This is a genomic window from Saccharopolyspora endophytica (genome assembly GCF_018070075.1).
GTDB lineage: Bacteria > Actinomycetota > Actinomycetes > Mycobacteriales > Pseudonocardiaceae > Saccharopolyspora > Saccharopolyspora endophytica.
Genome location: NZ_JAGPXE010000005.1, coordinates 43,766 through 62,554, shown reverse-complemented (window position 1 = coordinate 62,554; position 18,789 = coordinate 43,766). Strand labels below are relative to the sequence as shown.

The following is an 18,789-nucleotide window of genomic DNA, read 5'->3' as shown; positions in this document are numbered from 1 at the left end:
GTAGATGATCAACGACATCGCAGGTGAGCGGTGGGGCCGACCCCGTGCCGACCCCACCTAGCGTCACCTAGTGACCTGAATAACACTCAAATGGCGCAGTCAGGTCCTCAAACAGCGGTGACGCCCAGCTGCACCTGACCCACTCGCCCATATGTCGTAGTGCGTTGCCGCGCGGTGCGTCCCGCGCGGGCGGCCAGCTCGTGCAGCTCCTCCACGCTGCGCTCCGAACCGTGCTCCGATCCGGCCATCCGGCTGATCGTCTCCTCCATCAGCGTGCCGCCGACGTCGTTGGCGCCACCGCTGAGGACCTCCGTGGTCCCGGCGTCGCCGAGCTTGACCCACGAGGTCTGCACGTTGTCGATCCGCCCGTGCAGCAGGACCCGGGCCATCGCGTGCACCGCCCGGTTGTCCCGCCGCGTCGGCCCCGGCCGCGCCAACCCCGCCAGGTAGATCGGGGCGTTGCGGTGCACGAACGGCAGCGGCACGAACTCGGTGAACCCGGCCTGACCGTGCTCGCGGGCCCGGTCCTGGACCCCGGCCAGCGTGCGGAAGTGCCCCAGCCAGTGCTCCGGGTGGTCGACGTGGCCGTACATCATCGTCGACGAGGACGGGATGCCCAGCCGGTGCGCCGTGCTCACCACGTCGATCCACTCGGCGGCGGGCAGCTTGCCCTTGGTCAGCACCCAGCGGACCTCGTCGTCGAGGATCTCGGCCGCCGTGCCCGGGATGCTGCCCAGACCGGCCTCCTTGAGCTCGGCCAGCCAGTCCTGCACCGACACGCCCGCCTTCGCCGAGGCGCTGACGATCTCCATCGGGCTGAACGCGTGGACGTGCATCTCCGGAACCCGCTGCCGCACCGCTCGCACCAGGTCGGCGTAGCCCGACACCGGCAGCCTCGGGTCGATGCCGCCCTGCACGCAGACCTCGGTGGCCCCGGCGCGCCACGCCTCGTCGGCGCGGTCGGCGACGTCCTCCGGCGAGAGCCGGTAGGCGTCGGCGTCCCGCTCGCGCTGGGCGAAGGCGCAGAACCGGCAGCCGACGTAGCAGATGTTGGAGAAGTTGATGTTGCGGTTGACCACGTAGGTGATGTCGTCACCGACGACCTCGCGCCGCAACCGGTCGGCGATGCCGGCGAGCTCGTCCATCGCCGGACCCTCGCAGGTCATCAACGCCATCGCGGCCTCGTGGTGCTGCTCCTCCAGCAGCGACGCCGGGTCCGATTCGGCCAGTCGCAGCCCCTTCTTGACGTCGGCGTCCAGGCGTTCCGGGGACGCCGCCGTCGGGACCTGCCCGCGCAGCTCGTCCCAGTCGCCGTAGACGGTGTCGAAGTCGGTGCGCCGGTCCTCCGTGCGGCCGTCGGTGTCGATGCTGCGGTGCAGGTCCGTGCGGCCGATCGACTCGAAACCGCCGTCCGGCTCCTGCCACTCGCGACCGGAGATCTCGGCGTCCGGGTCGGCGAAGCCGTCGGCGTCCGACAGCGCGTCGACGTGCGAGGCGACCCGCAGGTCCAGCCACTGCGTCGAGTCCCCGGCCAGGCCCTTGCGCACGTAGCGCGGGTAGGCGGTGAGCCGCTCGCGCAGCTGGAAACCGGCCTGGCCGGTGAGCTCGTCGAGCTCGTCGATCTGCGGCCACGGGCGTTCCGGGTTGACGTGGTCCGGGGTCACCGGCGACACGCCGCCCCAATCGTCGATGCCGGCGCGCAGCATCAGCAGGTGCTCCTCGCCGACCAGGTTCGGCGGCGCCTGCACGCTCACGCCCGAGGGCATCAGCAGCCGGGCGACGGCGATGGTGGCGGCCAGCTCCTCCAGGTCGGCGTCGGGCATGCCGCGCATCGCGGTGTCCGGCTTGGCCCGGAAGTTCTGCACGATGATCTCCTGGATGTGCCCGTACTGGCGGGCGCTCTGCCGCAGCTCCAGCAGCGATTCGGCCCGCTCGGTGCGGGTTTCGCCGATGCCGATGAGGATTCCGCTGGTGAAGGGCACCGCGACGCGTCCGGCGTCGGTGAGCACCCGCTTGCGGACGGCCGGTTCCTTGTCCGGGCTGCCGAAGTGCGGGCCTCCCTTCTCGCTCCAGAGCCGCTCCGAGGTCGTCTCCAGCATCATTCCCATGCTGGCCGCGACCGGCTTGAGCCTGGTCAGCTCCGACCAGGACAGCACTCCCGGGTTCAGGTGCGGCAGCAGGCCGGTCTCCTCCAGGACCGCGATCGCGCAGGCGCGGACGTAGTCCACCGTGGAGGAGTAGCCCCGCGCCTCCAGCCACTCGCGGGCGGCCGGCCAGCGCTCCTCCGGGCGGTCTCCCAGGGTGAACAGGGCTTCCTTGCAGCCCGCGGCGGCGCCTTGGCGGGCGATCTCCAGGACCTCGTCGCGTTCCAGGAACGCCGATTCCACCTTGTGCGGAACCGTGGCGAAAGTGCAGTAGTGGCAACGGTCCCGGCACAGCCTGGTCAGCGGGATGAACACGTTGCGGCTGTAGGTGACGACGCCCGGGTGTCCCTCGGCGACCAGGTGCGCGTCGCGCGCCTTACCGGCCGCCGTCAGGAGTTTGTCCAGGTCATCGCCGCGTGCGTGCAGCAGAACCGCGGCTTCGGTGGCGTCGAGCGAGACGCCGTCGGTGGCGCGGCGCAGGGCACGTCGCATCGCCGATGAGCTGGGGGTCTGTTCCGGCGGGGTGATGTTCAAATCTGCAACCGACACCTGACGACTCTAAGTCGGCTCGAAGTTGTTGCCCAGCCGTCATCTGCGTGCGCAGTCCCTCACTTTCGGCTACGCAATTACTCCATTGAGCCCTGCCGCCTATCCCCGAATCAGGCGCAAAATCCGGACGAATATCACTGGGTGAACCATTCTTCGTCTCCAAGGAGGGACAAGTTGTCACGCAGAAGTAGGAGAGGCCGTTCGCTGCGGATCGCAGGCTCGGCTCTCGCGCTGACCCTGCTGTTACCCGCCGGGCTCCTCGGCTCCGCGCCAGAAGCGCCCGCCGCCTCGGCGGTTCCCGCGCACTTCGTGGTCGTCGGCCCCGTCGGTGACGGACTCGCGCAGACCGAGGAATCGGTGCGCGCCGTCGGCGGTGCGGTCGTGCAGAGCTGGCCGCAGATCGGCGTGGTCGTCGCGTCCTCACCGGACCCGGCCTTCGCGGCGAACGTCCGGCAGCAGCCGGGCGTCGAGCAGGCCGGCGCGAGCCGCAACCTCGCCGAGCAGCTGCCGCCCGCCCAGTCGAACCGGCTGGAAACCCTGGAAGGCACCGCGAACGGCATCGGCACCTTCGCCGCCGACGGCAAGGAGCCGCTGGAAGCCGACCAGTGGGACCTGCCGCAGATCAAGGCCGACCAGGCCAACGCGATCTCGCAGGGCAGCAAGGACACCACCGTCGGCGTGCTGGACTACGGCATCGACCCCACGCACCCCGACCTGGCGCCGAACCTCGACGTCTCCCGCTCGGTGAGCTGCGTCAACGAGGGCGTGCCGGACCAGAGCCAGGAGGCCTGGCAGCCGCAGGACCCGACGCAGGACCACGGCACGCACGTCTCGGGCACCATCGCCGCCGCGCGCAACGGCGTCGGCGTCGCCGGAGTGGCCCCGAACGTCACGCTGGCCTCGGTCCGCGTGATCGACGACGGCGGGTTCATCTACCCCGAGTACGCGATCTGCGGGTTCATCTGGGCCGCCGAGCACGGCTTCGACGTCACGAACAACTCCTACTTCGTCGACCCCTGGTACCTGTGGTGCGACAGCGACCCGGACCAGAGGGCCGCCGCCGAAGCGGTCCGCCGCGCGGTCGCCTACGCCGAGGGGCACGACGTGGTCAACGTCGTCTCCGCGGGCAACAGCAACTGGGACCTCTCGCAGCCGATCCACGACACCAACAGCCCGAACAACGGCGGCCCGACCCAGGACCGCCGCACCGGGCCGGACTGCCACATCCTCCCGGGCGAGCTGCCGGGCGTCGTGTCGGTGTCCGCTGTGGGTGTCAACGCGGTCAAGTCGTACTACTCCAACTACGGCCTCGGCTCGATCTCGGTGACCGCCCCCGGCGGTGACGCGCGGCAGATCCCGCAGACGCCGTCGGCCAACGGCCGGATCCTCTCCAGCGTTCCCGGCGGTGGCTGGGGCTGGATGCAGGGCACCTCGATGGCGGGCCCGCACGCCGCGGGCGTCGTCGCCCTGCTGCGCAGCACCCACCCGGAGTGGACCGCGCAGCAGGTCATCGGCGCGCTGAACAACCAGTCCGACGCGCTGCCGTGCCCGAAGGACTACGACGGGGACGGCGACGGCGTCGTCGACGCGGTCTGCACCGGCGGCTCCACCGGAGCCGGCTTCTACGGCGCGGGCCTGATCGACGCCCTCGACGCGGTCACCCGGTAACCCCCGGACCCGCCCTGCCGGCCACGTCCCCGGCAGGGCGGGCTCACCAGCCCCACCCCACCTCGGTCGACCCGATTTCAGTGGAAATCCGGGTCCTGAGTTCCACTGAAATCGGAGCGTTCACTCGGGAAGGCGTCTTGGGGGCGTGTTCGACCAGGTCGTCGACGACGGTCCTCCCCGGCTCCGGTTGCCCGGTTCCTCTGGCGGCAGGACGCTTCGGGGGTGGGAGATTCGGAGAGTTTCGTGATCGTCGGCGCCGGCATGGCCGGGGCCAAGGGCGCCGAGGCGCTGCGCGACCAGGGGTTCGACGGGCGGATCACGCTGCTGGGCGATGAAGCGCACCGCCCCTACGAGCGACCGCCGCTGTCCAAGGAGTACCTGATGGGCGGCGCCGAGTTCGACGCCGCCTACGTGCACCCCGAGACCTGGTACGCCGACAACCGCGTCGACCTGCGCCTGAACACCTCCGCGCGGCGCATCGACCGCTCGCTGCGGCAGGTCGAGCTCGCCGACGGGACCAGGCTGGAGTTCGACAAGCTGATGCTGGCCACCGGAGCCCAGCCCCGCTCGATCCCCGTCCCCGGCCACGACGCCGAAGGCGTGCTGCACCTGCGCCGGGTGGGCGACTCCGACCGCATCAAGGACGTCCTGGCAGGCATCGAGGACCTTGTGGTGGTCGGCGCGGGCTGGATCGGGCTGGAGGTCGCCGCTGCCGCCCGCCAGGCCGGTGTCGGCGTGACGGTGGTGGAGACCGCCGAGCTGCCGCTGCTGCAAGTCCTCGGCCGCGAGGTCGCGGAGGTCTTCGCCGCCATGCACCGCGAGCAGGGCGTGTCCTTCCGCTTCACCACCGCGATCGACGAGATCCTCGCACCGTCGGGCAAGGTCACCGGGGTCCGGCTGACCGACGGGCTGGAGATCGACGCCCAGGCGGTGCTGATCGCGGTCGGCGCCGACCCGGACGTGGAACTCGCCGCCGAGGCCAAGCTGCGCGTCTCCAACGGCGTCCTCGTCGACGCCACGCTGCGCACCGGCGACCCCAACATCGTCGCCGCGGGCGACGTGGCCAACGCCTTCCACCCGCTGCTGGGCAAGCAGATCCGCGTCGAGCACTGGAACAACGCCCTCAACCAGCCCGCCGTCGCCGCCTCGTCGATGCTCGGCGGCGACACCAGCTACTCCGAGCTGCCGTACTTCTTCACCGACCAGTACGACCTGGGCATGGAGTACCTCGGATTCGTCGAACCGGGCGAGTACGACGAGGTGCTGTTCCGGGGCGACGTCGAGGCCCGCGAGTTCATCGCCTTCTGGCTCTCCGAGGGCCGGGTGCTGGCGGGCATGAACGTCAACATCTGGGACGTCACCGAGCAGATCAAGACCCTCATCACCTCCGGCACCACCATCGACCGCCAGGCCCTGGGCGACCCCGGCGTTCCGCTCAACGAGCACATCGCTCGCTGAGGCCGGGAGCACGTCCGGTCATGGCGACGATCCGGTCCAGCAGCGGCGCGTCGGTGGCGACCTCGACCGGAGGCCCCCACAGCTCCGGCAGCGGCGCGCTGGGCACGAACACCCGAACGTGGGCCCAGCACGCCCGCAAGGTGTCCTCGGGCAGGTGAAACCCCGCTCCGGTGGCCTGCGCCAGATCCCAGCCGTGGACGACCACTTCGGTGAGCGCGATGCGTCCCCAGACCTCGTTGCGCAGCGGCACGCCGCCCACCTCGGTCTCGCCTGCCCAAGCGGCCGGAGCGGACCACGCCTCGGCCAGCTCCAGCACGTGCGAGCGGGCGTCGCCGGGGCCCGGTTTCGACGAGGCCAGCGCGGTGAACCCCTGCGCGGCCTCATCGACGTGCGCGATGAGGCCGCGGACCGCGTACTCCGAGCACGGGGTCGGCAGGTCCAGCTGCTCGTCGGTCACGGTGCTCAGCAGCCCGGCCAGCCGGCGGCAGGCGGGTGTCAGATCGATCAACGCGGACCTCCTCGAACGGGCTTCTCGAAGAGGTAGACGAAAAAGGTCCGCGGAACTCATCGCCGCGCCGCTATGGTCCACGAAGACCACGAGGGGGCTGAAGTGCGAGAACTGACCTACATGATCGCGTCGACGATCGACGGCCGCATCACGGGCCCGGACAACGGCAACCCCGACTTCTTCCTGCACGAAGGCGACCACGGCGACTTCCTGCGCGCCGAATACCCGGAACTGCTGCCCTCGCACGTACGACCGGTGTTCGGCCTCGACGGCGTGCCCAACCAGCACTTCGACACGGTGCTGCAGGGGCGCGGCAGCTGGGAGATCGGGATGTGCGAGGGCATCACCAACGCCTACCGGCACCTGCGCAGCATCGTGTTCTCGCGCAGCATCACCGAAACCCCGGACCCGACCGTCGAATTCGTCTCCACCGACCCGCTGGAGAAGGTCCGCGAGCTCAAGCGCGAACCGGGCGCGGGCATCTGGCTGTGCGGCGGCGGGAAGCTCGCGGCCGCGCTGCGACCCGAGATCGACGAGCTGATCATCAAGCTGCACCCGGTGGTGGCGGGCACGGGAATCCCCCTGTTCGACGGCGAGTTCTCCCCGTCCCAGTTCGAACTGACCGACACGAAACCCTTCACCAGCGGCGTCCTGCACCTCACCTACCGCAAGCGGTGAGGAATTCCATTGCCGGCCCGAGCCCTATCGGCTAGCTTTCGTCTCATGATTACCGGGGCGGCGTCGAGCCATGCACGGATTGGTTACCCGGTAGAGGGCTGACCTCTCCGCGGGCCTCGCCCCAGCCCCCTCTCGTTCGGGAGGGGGTGATCTTCTCCTACCCGTCTGACGACGGCGGACGAGCGCGTCGACATCAATTCAGCCCGCGTTCCTCCACGACTGAGCACCGCAGTCCACTGAGGAGAGATCTGTGAGCGTCACGTTCAACCACACCATCATCGCCGCGAAGGATCGTGAGGAATCCGCGCGGTTCTACCGGGAGCTCTTCGAGGTTCCGGAAGCCCCGTCGTGGGGCGTGTTCACCAACGTCCAGCTCGACGGCGGTGTGCTGCTGCAATTCGCCGAACCACCGGTCGAGATCCAGATGCAGCACTACGCGTTCCTCGTCGACGACGCCCTCTTCGACCGCGCCTACGCGCGCATCCAGGAGCGCGGCATCGACCACTGGGCCGATCCGCACGGCGCCGAGCCGGGCCGGATCAACCACAACCACGGAGGTCGCGGCGTCTACTTCAGAGACCCCGCCGGCCACGGCCTGGAAATGATCACGACGCCGTACCTGTGAATTCGAGCGGGCGCGGATTCATCGCGAATTCGCGCCCGCCGGTTCAGCGCCCTCACGCGAACCGGGCGAATCCGGTCGCGCGTTCGGTGATGGTGACCGGTGTGCCGGAATCGGCCATCGGGCGAAGACCCTCGCGAACCGCGTCGTCGGGATGACCGTGGACCTCGAAGCTCTCCACCTCGCAGTGCTCCATCACGCCGCGGATGTAGGGGTCGGAGAGCCGCCAGTGCTCCCGGATCGCATCGGAGTCGCGGTAGAGCTGGTAGCTGTAGGCCAGCATCCGCTCCTCGTCGATGAACACGTCCACCATCAGCTGCGGACCATGCTCCTCGACGAACTCCACCGCCTCGCGCACCGCGTCCTTGAACTCGTCGAGACGCCCATCGGTGATCCGCATCGTGTTCCGGAACAGGATCGGACCTTCATCAGGTTTCACCATGCGACGAGTGTCGAACCTCGACTCAACTGGAGGTCAAGCCCGCCCTGAGCCCGGGCGGGCACGAGCCAACGGGGCTTCGGTTCGGCGCGAGGACGCTTCAGCCCATCGGAGCCAGCAACCCGGGCGCGATCAGCAGGACCACACCCGCACCGGTCAAGAAGGCGCCGAGCGCGGAGCTGACGATCTCCGCTCGGGGGAGCACCTTCTCGATCGCGATCACCGCGGCGAGAACGGCCATCCACAGCAGGTTCATCGCACCGACGGCGAGCAGGACCACCATCAGCGCCCAGCAGCAGCCGAGGCAGTACCCGCCGTGGTGCACGCCGACCCGCAGCGCCCCCAGCCTGCCGCGGACCACCGCGTCACCGTGCTTGACCACGAGCGCCAGCGGTGATCGGCATCGGACCAAGCACCAGCGCTTCAACGGGCTGAACTCGTACGCCCCGGCCACCAGGAGCACGACGGCGCCGACCCGCACCGACGCAGCGCTGTGGCCGAGCGCGTCGAACCCGCGCAGGACCGACCACGCGACAACACCCGCCGCGGTCCAGACGAGCAGGTACCCGAGCGTCAGGGGCGGCAGCACTCCGCGTCTCCGCCGCGCTCGCACCAGCCTGAACACCCCGATGGTGAACGGCGTGATCGCCGGCAACATCATCGCGGCCATCATCACGACCCAGACACCGAGGAACAGGGCGAAGGGCGCCGGTCCGGCCGACATCATCTCGGCCGACCCCATGCCGGTGAGCAGCCCCATCCGCATCTCGGGCATGCCGAGGACTCCGCTGAGCAGCCAGGAGATCCCCGCCAACGCCAGCAGAACGGCGGCCAGCACCACCTCCACCCCGGACCAGGACCGCAGCGAGGGGATGCCGCGCGCCTGCGCCGTGCCGGTCATGCCGCGTCCGGCCCGGACCAGTCGAACGGGATGTACTTGCTGGAGTAGCCGGAGCGGTCCCAGCTGAAGCCGAACGCGTCGACCCGGTCAGCGGTGGCCTTGCCCCAGACGGCCGCTCCGTGCCCCGGTCCGACTTCCGAACCCGGCAGGTTGTGCACCTCCACACGCGCACCTTCGGGGCTGGCGGGACCGGTCAGCGCCTCGACGGTCGCCTCCGCCCTACCTGGAATGCGGACGCTCCAGGTGGCCAGATCATCGGCGATGGACGCTTCGATCGGGCTGTACTCCATGCCGACGATCTCGGGGCCGAAGATCTCGCCGAACTGCTTCGGCCAGCCTCCCGCCTCTCCGCCAAAGATCTTCTGCAGCGCCGCGCGCTGCGATTCGTCGGCCCGCTCGTCGATGAAGATGGCGGCACGGGCGTCGCTGTGCTCACCGCTCCACACGTTGCCGACGAACGACGCGAGCATCGCGACGTTGAGCCCGTCGAGGGCGGTGTCTCCGTAACTGCCTTCACGGACGTGCCACAGCAGGACGCCGTTGCAGTCGCCGTAGGTCGGCGGCTGCGCGAAAGAGCACGGACATGGAATCGCGCACTTGCACGCGTCGAACCAGCCCCCGACGACGTGCCACTGCGGAGTGCTCGGAGTGGCCATGTCGACCTCCAGAAACGTCGCAGACCTCAAGTCCAGTGTCGGCGCGCTTCGCGGCACGAAACACGGACGAAAGACCCGACGGCTCCGCTTCCAGGCGCAGCTCAAGATCGGACCGGTGGCGACTACCTCTGATGCTGGCGGGCCAGATGATCACGGAGCCGGGCGTGGCGGAATTGATAGACAGCACCCGCCTGGCGCAGCACGCTGCGGCGGTGGGCATCTTCGAGGAAGCGTTTCGGGCGCCAAGGCGACCGCCGGGTCAACGGGAGCCAAAAACGCGTAAAAATGAGCCAATTTCCCCACGCAGAGCCAAGCAAGCGAACCACTCCGACAGCAGCACCGGCAAGAGACCCGATAAAAATGTGATCAGCAAGCGTTTGCGGTTCGTGGAATAGCGCGAACCCGACGACACCCCCTACTGCGATTGCCGCCGCAATTACACGCAAAAGAGTCACCGCGCGGTCAGTGATCAAAAGCTGCCACGCAGTCACTGACTTCTCCGGATTGTAACGATCACCGAAAAGCAGAACCACGAGATTCACAAGACCAAAAACGAGTCCTCCCGATAACCCAACCCAGCCGTACCTAACTATATCGCCCGCACGCCAGGTGCCAAATTCGATAAGGCCCGAGATTGCGAATACTAGCTCTGCCGTAATTCCAGCCGATACACCGAAGATCGCCCCGATAAACACCTCGCTTCCCGCTCTCTTAAACCCTGCAAATGTCACCCCTTCCCTCACGCCTCGTACCCGAATCCGCAAACCGAATCGTTCTGGCTCTTGCCGCGGCCGTCCCAACACATTCACAAAACCAGCAATGATCCCAGTTGGCAAGCCCAAAAAAAGCGCCGATGGAACTCCGGAAAACACGGAAAAATCACTAGCAACTAGGGGACTCATGAGGATTCCCAAAAACCAAGCCGACCAGACGAATAGGAAAGTAATGATCAAGGCGCGGGTCACGCTATGAATGCCAGTGTCGAGGCGCCACCAGGTGAGGTCATAGGTGTCGAGTCGAGTCAGGTGAGCAGCCAAGAAACCGAGCCAGTGCCGGGCACGGTTCGGGTCCCAATCCGGCAACTCGGTGGTATGCGGGTTGAAGAAGCGGGGATCGTAGACGGCGTCGAGATAAGCGCTCAGGAGATGTTCCTCGACGTCTTCCCTGGTCGGAAAACGATGTGTGTCGAGGAGTTCTGCTGGGTCGTGGGCCGCGGTGTCGTTGTAGGTGGTGCGGGCGAGCATGACCATCAACGGCGTGGCCATCACCGGGGCGAGATTTCGGCTCGCGAGTTCGTCCGGTGCGGCGCGCAAGTGGGCGAACACCGCTTCCCACTCTGCGGTCCGGGTTTTCGCGGTGCTGGCCACCAAGTACCGCTCGGCGTCATCGAGGGTGAGGTCTTCTAGGTGGATGGCGGCGGCCCTGCTCAGCACCTTCGCGGCGAGCGCGGCTCCGGTGTACTCGTCCGGGCGGCTCGTGACCACCAGCGGTCCGTCGAACCGGCTGATCTCGCGGATCGCGTCGGGGTGGTGCTGCGCGGGAATCTCGTCGAACCCGTCCAGGACGGGCAGGATCCCGTCCCCGTCGACCAGGGTCTCGGCGCCGTTCTTCCCGGTGCGATCGGCCGCGTCCAGGAACGGGAAGTCGCGGACGAGTTGGTGGACCATCCAGGTCCGCAGCGCGGTCGACGTGGCGTTCCAACCGCTGATGCTGAACAGCACCGGAACCGGACCAGAGCGGTCGCCGTCACCGATCAGGGAGAGGATCAGCCGGTGGGCGAAGACGGTCTTACCCGCACCGGCCCGCCCGAGGATCACCAATCTCCCGGACGGAACGGACTCGTAGGTCTCCCGAATTTCCGCGAAATGGCCCGCCAGCGACACGGGTTCGCTTCCGCTGCGCCCGTTGACGTTGTCCCAGTGGTCGAACAGCTCCTCGTCGGCCGTCCGCCAGCGAACCGGAAGTGGGAGGGGATCGGCGATTCGCCAATTCTCCTCTTCCCGTCTGCTGAGCATTCTCACCTGATCGGCGAGCTGCCGGGCGAGAACGGCCTGCGGACCGCCTTCGTTCAGCGAGGTGGACGACTGCCGGAACACGACATCGCCGTGCACCGAGCCGACTTGGAACGCAGTTCCTTCCACCGAGCCGCTGATCTGATTACGGGGCCTCTCGTCCTCCGTCACGACGATCAGTGTGCCGCAAGACACCCATCACCCGTGCCGGCGACGGCTCGGCCGCGATCAGAAGTCGTAAGCGACCGTCACCGGGGCGTGGTCGGACCAGCGCTTGTCGTAGCTGGGTGCGCGCTCGACGACCGCCGTGGTCGCGCGCTCAGCGAGCCCCGGGGTCGCGACCTGGTAATCAATTCTCCAACCAGAGTCGTTGTCGAAGGCCTTGCCGCGGTAGGACCACCACGAGTAGGGGCCGGGGCCTTCGGGGTGGAGGTTGCGGACGACGTCGGTGTAGCCGGACTCGAAGACCTCGGTGAGCCACGCCCGCTCCTCCGGGAGGAAACCGGCGGACTTCTGGTTGGCCTTCCAGTTCTTCAGGTCGACCTCGCGGTGGGCGATGTTCCAGTCGCCGCAGACGACGGCCTCGCGGCCGGCGGAGGCGGCGCGCTCGCGGAGTCCGGCGAGGTGTTCGCCGAACTCCTTCATGAAGCGCTCCTTCTCGTCCTGGCGCGGGGTGCCGACCTCACCGCTGGGCAGGTAGAGGCTGGCGATCGTGACGCCCGGGAGGTCGATCTCCAGGTAGCGGCCGCTGTCGTCGAACTCCGCCGAGCCGAAACCGATGCGGACGGCCTCCGGTTCGGCGCGGCTGTAGATCGCCACTCCCGCGCGGCCCTTGGCCGAGCTCGGGGCCAGGGCCGTGTGCCAGCCTGCGGGCTCCCGCACCTCCGCGGTGAGCTGGTCGGGTTCAGCGCGGGTCTCCTGCATGCAGATCACGTCCGCACCGGTCTCCGCGAGCCACTCGACGAATCCCTTCTTCGCGGCGGCGCGCAAACCATTTACATTCACCGTTGACAAAGTCAGCACATCGACGAGCCTATCGAGTGCTTTTCAGCAGATGGACCGCCCCGCACGAGTGATTTCCACCGCTGATCGACCCCGCGGACGGATTTCGAGCGGATTTCAACGCTCCGCAATCCGTTGATTTCACCCCGTTGACCTGCGCAAGATCGTCCGAACCGGGGAAGCTACTAGACCTACGGCGGTATTCCACTACTATCGCCTCCCGTAACGTTCAACCACTTCGTGTCGACAGTGGGACGTAGAGCGTCCTAAAAACCCCCTGCAGGAGGTCTCGCGTGGCCCCGGACAGCGCCGCGGGAAGCGGCCCCACGGCCCGCCGTCTCGTGTTGGGCAGCCAGCTGCGCAGGTTGCGCGAGTCCAAGCAGATCTCCCGCGAGGACGCCGGGTACGCCATCCGCGGTTCGGGTTCGAAGATCAGCCGCTTGGAGCTCGGCCGCGTCGGCTTCAAGGAACGCGACGTCGCCGACCTGCTGAGCCTGTACGGAGTCGACGACCAGTCCGAGCGCGAGTCCTTTTTGGACCTGGTGCGCCGGTCCAACGAGCCGGGCTGGTGGAACCGCTACAACGACCTGATCGCTCCGTGGCTCCAGGACTTCGTCGGCCTGGAGGAGTCCGCTTCCCGGATCCAGACCTACGAGCTCCAGTTCGTCCCGGGCCTGCTGCAGACCGAGCGCTACGCGCGAGCCGTCGCCACCCAGGGGCGTCCCGAGGCCGAGGACGAAGAGGTCGACCGCCGGGTCCGGCTGCGCATGCAGCGGCAGCGGATGTTCGCCCAGCCGAAGTCGCCGCGCGTGTGGGCCGTGATCGACGAGTCCGTCCTGCACCGGCCGATCGGCGGCAAGAGCGTGATGCGCGAGCAGATCGAGTCCCTCCTGGACTCCACGAAGCTGCCCACGGTCACCCTGCAGGTGCTGCCCTTCGCGCTCGGGCGCTCCGCCGCCGAAGGCGCGTACACGATCTTGCGGTTCGCCGAGCCGGAGATCCCGGACATCGTCTACCTGGAACACCTCTGCGGCGCGTTGTACCTGGACAAGGCCGAGGAAGTCGAGACCTACAGCAAGGCCAGCCACCGGCTCGCGGTCGACGCGCTGACCCCGGAGGGTTCCCGCAAGCTGATGCAGGAACGTCTCCGGGAATTCTGATCCCCTTCGGGAATTTCCCAGTTTTCTCGCCCGTTCGGGCGATCAAGGACGACTGTTCGCCACGAGACCGGCACCGAGTGCCGCCGCGGCGTTACACCTGACGGTGTGATCACGCTCTCAGCGCCCTGCACGTGCATTCAATCGTGCATCTGCAACTGATACCTTCCCTGCACGATCAACTGCACGTGCAGATGATCCGTGCAAGATGAGAGTCGGGGAAGGGTGGGGTTCGGATGACGAACATCCAGAACGGCATGCCCGCGAAGCAGCTTCCCAACGCTGACTGGCGCAAGAGCCGCCACAGCGGAGCGGTGGGTAACTGCGTGGAGCTGGCACCGTTGGTCGACGGTGGGGTTGCTGTCAGAAACTCGCGCTACCCGGAGGGCCCGGCACTGGTCTACAGCAGGGACGAGATCGCAGCGTTCCTCAATGGAGCAAAGGACGGCGAGTTCGACGATCTGATCGTCTGAACTGGTCACCACATGGTCTGAGCCCCTACGACGAACAACGGTGGCGCCATGAACGACATAACCAACGGCCTGCAAGCCCTGGTCGCCCGCGACTTCCAGTTCACGCATCCCCGGGATGCCAGCGGAAGCCTGGTCGCCGTGGTCGGAATCCGCGTGCATCACGGGGTTTTCGACATCCTGCAGCTCTTCGGTGAGAACGACGCCGACGCGGCGCGCATCCCCGCGGACGAGCCCGACGTGCTGTTCCCCAGCCGAGTGCTGTGGCGAACCAACGGGCCCGCCCTCGACGTGATCAACGAGCTCCTGCACATGCCGGAACCGCTGCTGGAAACCGGCGCGGAGGGCAACGGCTGCTGGGTCCCCACGCACGCCGGCCGTTCCAAGTGGCTCGCCGTCACGGCCTGAACCAGGTTCCCAGCCGGGTCTGATTCGTGGTGGGCACGCCCCACCCCGGGCCTGACCCCGCTGCCGAAACCCCCGTCCGAAACCCGGTGTTCGGCCACCCCCCATGCCGCGCACCGGAACGGACGCCCCCAAATAAGGTCGGGTTCCCGCGCACAAGTCCCCCAGCGCGCGGGAGCCCGATCTTTGGGTTCTCAGCCAGGCGTGTTCACTCGTAGATGGTCGCAGCCGGCAGCATTTCCGCGAGCAAGCGCCAACTCGGTTCAGGCGGAACTTCCTGTCCGGTGTTGCGCAGTAGCCGTCAAGATCGGCAGTCCACGCCGAGCGTGCCTCGAGATACCTGGGAAGCGTGGCGTTCTCCCAGGCTTCACCACCGGACGAGCCGGCCTCCCTCGCGAGAAGCTCGACGAACTCCACCAAGTCCTGCCGCGTGCGGACCTTCTCAGCCACCTCATTCAATGAGTCTCACGGCTGGTAGCCATCCGGTGAGGGACCTCAATCCCTGCTCTCTGGAACGCGACCAACCTCCGACGGTTCTCCCCCGCGCAACGAGAAGACGGCTGCTCCGACCGGAATTCCGGTGGGGCAGCCGTCTTCTCCGTCGGCTCAGATGTCGAGCTTGAACGACTGGGTGTCCATGGCGCTGTGATCGGGTGTGGTGGAATTGCTGGTGACCTGTTCTCGTTCGGTGAGCTGCAGAGCGCCGTTCTTGGCCGGGGGCTGCTGGATCGCCACGACCAGTCGCGGCGTGGACTTCGGGCTGATGACGACGGTGCCGTCGTTGCGGCGGTTGATCGTCCAGACCTGGGCGGCGTTGGCCGGATCGCAGTCGGCGGTGCGCAGTTCACCACCCGTGCGCGCCTTTGCGGTCACGCACTGGCGGTTCTCCTGGCTCTGGATGGTCATCGCACCGTCGGGGCGCTTGGCGATGACCCACTGATCGGCCGAACGCGGTTGTGCGGCCGAGTGGGGCTGGACGGTGCGGATCGCCGAGTCCGGGCCGTTGACCACCCAGCGGGACTTGTCGGCGACGGTGGTGATCTTGGTGACGAGCACGGAATCGGCCGTGGCCGACGGCGCGGGCACGACCGACAAGACCGCCATCGCGCCGAGTGCACCCAGCATCCAGCGAGCGCGTCTCATGGTTGTTCCTCCGAGGATGAAGGTGTTTCGGGGAAGGCGAACCCGTCCGGTTCGCCCGAAATCGATACATACCAGCGCCGCGGGTGATGTTCGCGGTCAGTAATCACAACGGGCGAAGCCCGGATGATTCGAGGCGTTCCCCGACCGGACACCACCGGTGAGTAGCCTGGCGGCCCCGGTGTTCCCCAAGAGCTGCGAGGATTTTCGGTGACCGAGTACCAGCACTACGAGTTCCTCGCGGTCGACCGGCCGTTGAGCGACGACGAGCAGGCCGAGGTGCGGGAGCTGTCCAGCCGGGCGGTCATCAGCGACACCGCCTTCGCCGCCACCTACGAGCAGGACGACTTCCGCGGCGATCCGGACGTGCTGGTCGAGTCCTACTACGACGCCCATCTGCACGTGACGAGCTGGGGCACGCACCGGCTGATGATCCGCGTCCCGCGCGGGGACCTCGACGACGCGATCGCCGAGGAGTTCGAAGTCGCCGAGCGCGTCGACGTCTGGAGCTCCGAGGACCACGTGGTGCTGGACTTCGTCAGCGAGGACGAGGAGCCCTCCGGCTCGACCGGCCACGATGGACTGCTGGCGCTGCTGGCCGGCGTCCGCGACGAGATCGCCGCCGGCGACCTGCGTCCGCTGTACCTCGCGTGGCTGGCGGGTTACGGCACGTGGGAGCGCGACGAGTTCGCCTTCGACACCAGCGCCGAGGAGGAGCTCGAACCGGTCGTGCCGCCGGGGCTCACGCAGCTCACCGCCGCGCAGACCGCGTTCGCGGAGTTCCTGCGGCTGGACGACGACCTGCTGGCGGTGGCCGCCGAGAACAGCACGCCGCTGCAGGAGCGGCTCGACCCCAAGGCGCTCGGCGCCTGGGTGACCGACCTGCCGTCGGCCGACAAGGACCTGCTGCTGTTGCAGGTCGCGCAGGGCCAGGCGGCCGAGGCGCGGATCGAGATCCTGCGCCGCTTCAACGGCGACACCGCCGCGGGCAGCCGCACCGTGGGCGAACTCCTCGACCAGGCGGCCCAGCGCCGGGCCTGACCTCACACCCCCGTTTATTGCCACCTCATTGCTACAGCAATCGTGGAGTGATTAACCTCGGAGGAGTTGGTCGTGGCCGAGGGGGGAACGTGGACGAGGTGCAGCGGATCGGCGACTACGCGTTGCGGAAGGCCCACCCGGAGGACGTCGAGGGCGCTCGCGCGCTGATGCTCGACACCTTCTACCGGGAGATGGGGTCCGGCTACGTGCCGGAGTGGCACGCCGACGTGATCGACCTCGAACGCACTTACCTGCGCACTCCCGGCCAGGCGCTGTTCGTCGCCGACCTCGGCGGTGAGGTCGTGGCCACCGCCGGTCTGCGGTCCGGTGGCCCGAAGAGCCCGCCGAACCCGCTGTGGCTCGCCGAGCACTACGCGCGCGGCGCCACCGCGCAGCTGGTGCGCACCTACGTCCGCCCGTCGCACCGCAGGCACGGGCTGGCCCGCGCGCTGGTCGAGCGGTGCTGCGAGTTCGCCGCGGAATCCGGCTACGACACCGCCTACCTGCACACCAACCCCGAGATCGACGGCGCGGAACCCTTCTGGCGGAGCCTCGCCAAGGAGGTCCACGACGCGCGCGGCGACGGCGAAGCGATCGTCCACTTCGAGATCGCCCTGCCGACCTCGCGCGCGTGACCGCCGCCGACACCCGGCGCGGCCGGTGGTCGCTGCTGGCGCGGTTGGCCGTGCTGCCCGGACTCGCCCGCCTGCTGCTGCTGACCCAGCTGGCGTTCAACGTCGGCTTCTACCTGGTGGTGCCGTTCCTGGCCACGCACCTGGCCGACGACCTGGCGATGGCGGGCTGGGCGATCGGCATCGTGCTCGGCGTGCGCACCTTCAGCCAGCAGGGCATGTTCGCGATCGGCGGCGCGCTGGCCGACCGCTTCGGCGTCCGGCCCGCGGTGCTCGCGGGATGTTCGGTGCGCATCGCCGGGTTCCTGGTGCTGGCCGCGGCGGGCGACTTCGCGACCGTGCTGGTCGGAACCGTGCTGATCGGGCTCGCCGCGGCGCTGTTCTCGCCCGCGGTGGAATCAGCGCTGGCCGTGCAGGGCGCGGAGCTGGAGGAGCGGGGCGTGATCTCCCGAACCGAGCTGTTCGGCCTGTTCGCGGTGTGCGGCGAGGTCGGCGCGGTGACCGGGCCGCTGCTCGGAGCGGTGCTGCTCGGCGTCGACTTCGGACTGACCTGCTCGGTCGCCGCCGCGGTCTTCGCGGTCGTCCTGGCCACGCACGCGTGGTGGCTGCCGCGCGGACCGCACGCCGAGCGGCGGCCGCTGCTGGCCGGGTGGGCCGACATCGCGCGCAACCGCACCTTCCTGGTCTTCGCCGCCGGTTACAGCGCCTACCTGCTCAGCTACAACCAGCTCTACCTGGCGCTGCCGGTGGAGCTGGGCCGGGTGGGAGCCGACTGGGCGCTGGGCTGGATGTTCGCGCTCGCCGCGGCCGTGGTCGTCGTCGGCCAGCTGCCGCTGGCGGCGTGGGCGCGCAACCGGTTCGGCGCGCATCGCGCGCTGCCGCTGGGTTTCGGCCTGCTCAGCCTCGCTTTCGTCGTCGTGGCGGGGTTCTCGCCGTGGACCCTGCCCAGCGGGTTGTCGCTGCTCCCGGCGGTGCTGTTCGTGGTGCTGCTGACGTTCGGGCAGATGCTGGCGGTTCCGGTGGCCCAGGACCTGGTCCCCCGGTTGGCCGGCGGGCGCAACCTCGGCTCGTACTACGGATTCCTGTCCTCGGCGGGCGGTCTCGCGGTGCTCGTGGGAAGCGGTGTCGCGGGTGGACTGCTCGACCTGGCGGCAAGCCCGGGCCCGTCGGCGCCGGTGCCGTGGTCGGTGCTGGCGCTGCTGCCCGCTGTGGGTGGTCTCACGCTGCTGGTACTCGCCAGGCGGTACAGCAATGAAAGTCGTTCTCATTAATCTGGGTGCTTCCGCGCCCGAGGAGGTTCGCCCCCC

18 protein-coding genes and 1 pseudogene are annotated in these 18,789 nt (G+C 68.4%); 10 read left to right on the top strand and 9 right to left on the bottom strand.

The genetic code is table 11. The annotated features are described in order from the left end of the window. Nucleotides 1–107 precede the first annotated feature (107 nt). Nucleotides 108–2,693, bottom strand: a complete 2,586-nt coding sequence (locus KBO27_RS13920) for a bifunctional FO biosynthesis protein CofGH (RefSeq protein WP_210970433.1) — start codon at nucleotides 2,691–2,693, stop codon at nucleotides 108–110. Nucleotides 2,694–2,867: 174 nt separating this feature from the next. On the opposite strand from KBO27_RS13920, the gene KBO27_RS13915 reads away from it, so the two are divergent. Together KBO27_RS13915 and KBO27_RS13910 are read left to right on the top strand one after the other, a co-directional pair. Next, on the top strand, nucleotides 2,868–4,361 hold the full coding sequence (locus tag KBO27_RS13915; RefSeq protein WP_246537242.1) for a S8 family peptidase: 1,494 nt from the start codon (nucleotides 2,868–2,870) through the stop codon (nucleotides 4,359–4,361). Between the two features lie 243 nt (nucleotides 4,362–4,604). Continuing rightward, the gene (locus KBO27_RS13910; protein ID WP_307870402.1) at nucleotides 4,605–5,819 is read left to right on the top strand and encodes an NAD(P)/FAD-dependent oxidoreductase; all 1,215 of its coding nucleotides are present in this window, start codon (nucleotides 4,605–4,607) and stop codon (nucleotides 5,817–5,819) included. Here the strand turns inward: KBO27_RS13910 and KBO27_RS13905 are convergent. Further along, nucleotides 5,797–6,327, bottom strand: a complete 531-nt coding sequence (locus KBO27_RS13905; RefSeq protein ID WP_210970431.1) for a TIGR03086 family metal-binding protein — start codon at nucleotides 6,325–6,327, stop codon at nucleotides 5,797–5,799. The genes KBO27_RS13910 and KBO27_RS13905 overlap by 23 nt on opposite strands. A gap of 102 nt (nucleotides 6,328–6,429) precedes the next feature. On the opposite strand from KBO27_RS13905, the gene KBO27_RS13900 reads away from it, so the two are divergent. Continuing rightward, nucleotides 6,430–7,005 carry a dihydrofolate reductase family protein gene (locus KBO27_RS13900; protein WP_210970430.1) on the top strand — a complete coding sequence of 192 codons (576 nt, stop codon included), beginning with the start codon at nucleotides 6,430–6,432 and terminating at the stop codon, nucleotides 7,003–7,005. Between the two features lie 250 nt (nucleotides 7,006–7,255). Beyond that, complete coding sequence (locus KBO27_RS13895; protein WP_210970429.1) at nucleotides 7,256–7,630, top strand: VOC family protein; 375 nt, start codon at nucleotides 7,256–7,258, stop codon at nucleotides 7,628–7,630. A gap of 52 nt (nucleotides 7,631–7,682) precedes the next feature. On the opposite strand, the gene KBO27_RS13890 is transcribed toward KBO27_RS13895, so the two are convergent. From KBO27_RS13890 to KBO27_RS13870, 5 genes are all read right to left on the bottom strand, one after another. Then, on the bottom strand, nucleotides 7,683–8,069 hold the full coding sequence (locus KBO27_RS13890) for a hypothetical protein (protein WP_210970428.1): 387 nt from the start codon (nucleotides 8,067–8,069) through the stop codon (nucleotides 7,683–7,685). Nucleotides 8,070–8,166: 97 nt separating this feature from the next. Beyond that, complete coding sequence (locus KBO27_RS13885; protein WP_210970427.1) at nucleotides 8,167–8,967, bottom strand: DUF2182 domain-containing protein; 801 nt, start codon at nucleotides 8,965–8,967, stop codon at nucleotides 8,167–8,169. Next, on the bottom strand, nucleotides 8,964–9,623 hold the full coding sequence (locus tag KBO27_RS13880; RefSeq protein ID WP_210970426.1) for a DUF1326 domain-containing protein: 660 nt from the start codon (nucleotides 9,621–9,623) through the stop codon (nucleotides 8,964–8,966). The genes KBO27_RS13885 and KBO27_RS13880 overlap by 4 nt, the downstream gene beginning before the upstream one ends. A gap of 122 nt (nucleotides 9,624–9,745) precedes the next feature. Continuing rightward, complete coding sequence (locus tag KBO27_RS13875) at nucleotides 9,746–11,806, bottom strand: NACHT domain-containing protein (RefSeq protein WP_210970425.1); 2,061 nt, start codon at nucleotides 11,804–11,806, stop codon at nucleotides 9,746–9,748. Between the two features lie 57 nt (nucleotides 11,807–11,863). Next, nucleotides 11,864–12,658, bottom strand: a complete 795-nt coding sequence (locus tag KBO27_RS13870) for an exodeoxyribonuclease III (protein ID WP_210970424.1) — start codon at nucleotides 12,656–12,658, stop codon at nucleotides 11,864–11,866. Nucleotides 12,659–12,930: 272 nt separating this feature from the next. Here KBO27_RS13870 and KBO27_RS13865 point away from each other — a divergent pair, with 272 nt between their 5' ends. From KBO27_RS13865 to KBO27_RS13855, 3 genes are all read left to right on the top strand, one after another. After that, nucleotides 12,931–13,797, top strand: a complete 867-nt coding sequence (locus tag KBO27_RS13865; protein ID WP_210970423.1) for a Sco1979 family transcriptional regulator — start codon at nucleotides 12,931–12,933, stop codon at nucleotides 13,795–13,797. A gap of 233 nt (nucleotides 13,798–14,030) precedes the next feature. Beyond that, on the top strand, nucleotides 14,031–14,267 hold the full coding sequence (locus tag KBO27_RS13860; RefSeq protein ID WP_093413953.1) for a DUF397 domain-containing protein: 237 nt from the start codon (nucleotides 14,031–14,033) through the stop codon (nucleotides 14,265–14,267). Between the two features lie 48 nt (nucleotides 14,268–14,315). Beyond that, nucleotides 14,316–14,672, top strand: coding sequence for a hypothetical protein (locus KBO27_RS13855; protein ID WP_210970422.1), 357 nt, complete (start codon nucleotides 14,316–14,318; stop codon nucleotides 14,670–14,672). A 205-nt stretch (nucleotides 14,673–14,877) separates the two neighbouring features. Here the strand turns inward: KBO27_RS13855 and KBO27_RS34905 are convergent. Beyond that, nucleotides 14,878–15,119 (bottom strand): annotated as a pseudogene (locus KBO27_RS34905) (DUF7660 family protein). A 156-nt stretch (nucleotides 15,120–15,275) separates the two neighbouring features. Next, nucleotides 15,276–15,812 (bottom strand): RICIN domain-containing protein, encoded by a 537-nt coding sequence (locus tag KBO27_RS13850; protein ID WP_210970421.1) that lies wholly within the window; start codon nucleotides 15,810–15,812, stop codon nucleotides 15,276–15,278. 207 nt (nucleotides 15,813–16,019) lie between these two features. Here KBO27_RS13850 and KBO27_RS13845 point away from each other — a divergent pair, with 207 nt between their 5' ends. The 3 genes from KBO27_RS13845 (at nucleotide 16,020) to KBO27_RS13835 (ending at nucleotide 18,753) form a co-directional block, all read left to right on the top strand. Beyond that, nucleotides 16,020–16,850 (top strand): hypothetical protein, encoded by an 831-nt coding sequence (locus KBO27_RS13845; protein WP_210970420.1) that lies wholly within the window; start codon nucleotides 16,020–16,022, stop codon nucleotides 16,848–16,850. 89 nt (nucleotides 16,851–16,939) lie between these two features. Continuing rightward, nucleotides 16,940–17,485 carry a GNAT family N-acetyltransferase gene (locus KBO27_RS13840; RefSeq protein ID WP_307870401.1) on the top strand — a complete coding sequence of 182 codons (546 nt, stop codon included), beginning with the start codon at nucleotides 16,940–16,942 and terminating at the stop codon, nucleotides 17,483–17,485. Further along, the gene (locus tag KBO27_RS13835) at nucleotides 17,482–18,753 is read left to right on the top strand and encodes an MFS transporter (protein ID WP_210970419.1); all 1,272 of its coding nucleotides are present in this window, start codon (nucleotides 17,482–17,484) and stop codon (nucleotides 18,751–18,753) included. Before KBO27_RS13840 ends, KBO27_RS13835 begins: the two co-directional genes overlap by 4 nt. Nucleotides 18,754–18,789: the final 36 nt, after the last annotated feature.